The sequence below is a fragment of the Luteibacter sp. P4_D7_3 genome, assembly GCF_056401735.1.
The window spans coordinates 1-1,210 of sequence record NZ_JBFUIT010000583.1 but is presented as its reverse complement, the minus strand read 5'-3'; the positions used below and the strand labels follow the sequence as shown (position 1 = coordinate 1,210).

The 1,210-nt window shown below is 64.0% G+C and carries 2 protein-coding genes; both read left to right on the top strand.

Going from position 1 to position 1,210, the window contains the following annotated elements; genetic code table 11:
• Positions 1-762, top strand: a 762-nt coding sequence (locus AC1DSN_RS22905; protein WP_477333167.1) for a lipopolysaccharide biosynthesis protein, incomplete at its 5' end; no start/stop codon positions are given.
• Positions 759-1,210 (top strand): hypothetical protein (locus tag AC1DSN_RS22900; RefSeq protein WP_477333165.1); only part of this gene is annotated, 452 nt, incomplete at its 3' end. The genes AC1DSN_RS22905 and AC1DSN_RS22900, both read left to right, overlap by 4 nt.

The following is a 1,210-nucleotide window of genomic DNA, read 5'->3' as shown; positions in this document are numbered from 1 at the left end:
GTGTCCAGCCTGGTTGGCGACATCGCGCTGTGGATCTTCGCGGTGCAGGAGCTGCGCCGGCAGAACATCGATCGCGCGCTGCGACCGGGGTTGTTCGGCCCGGCCCGCCGCATCAAGGGCGCCTGGGATTTCGTCTGGACGACCAACTTCTCCCACTCGATCTGGTCGGCCCGTAACGCGGGCACCAACGTGCTGGTCGGCGTCATGCTGGGCCCCACGGCAGCCGGCCTGTTCAAGGTCGCCATGACCTTCTTCGACGCGGCCGGCACGCCCGCCTCGCTCATGCAGAAAAGCTTCTATCCCGAGATCATGCGACTCGACCCGGCCAGCACGCGGCCGTGGAAGCTGGGTCTGCGCTCGGGAGCCCTCGCCGGCGGCCTGGGCGTGCTCGTCGCCCTGCTGGTGTTCGTCGTGGGTAAACCGCTGATCTCCGCGGTGTTCGGCGCGAAGTATCTCGAGTCCTACAGTCTGCTCCAGGTCATGTGCGGCGCCCTCGTGGTCTCCATGGCGGGCTTTCCCCTCGAATCGCTGCTCTACATCGCCAGCCGCCAGCGCGCGGCGCTGGTCGCGCAAGGACTTGCGGCACTGATATACGTCGGGCTGCTCATCGGATTGACACATCACTTTGGCATCATGGGCGCAGCCGTCGCCTATTTCGGTGGTCAGTGCCTGGAAGCGTTCTTCTTCCTGATCCCGACCCTGTCCTCCTTCCGTAGGCGACATACGCTTTCGTTCTACAAGCCCGAGGAAGTGCAGGAATGATCCGCAGTCGTGGAACCACGTGGCAGACCTTTCCGGCCGAAACGTTGCGGCGCTTGTTCGACGCCGTGGATGTGAACGATATCGTCGACGCCCATGTCGCCCTTCCCGACCCCATCGATCTGGCATGCCCGGAGGAATCGATCCGGCAGTGTTACGCGCTGTGCCTGCAATTCTGGAAAGACGGCGTCACGCGCGCGGACGCGTTGCGACTGGTCAACAAGCTGCTTCGCAACGAAGCGCTGAGCGCCGACGAACGCCTTGAGTTCAAGCACATCCGTGCGAGATACAAGCACCTGCGCTTTGCGCAACGGCTATACAGCAAGCGTCACGCCGCGGACAACCTGTTCGATAAGACCACGCGCGACCTGCGCAAGCTGCAGGATGCGTTACGCAGCGGCAGGCGCGGCGACAGCGTCCGCAGTGGGATGAGACTGCGGGAGCTCCAGAC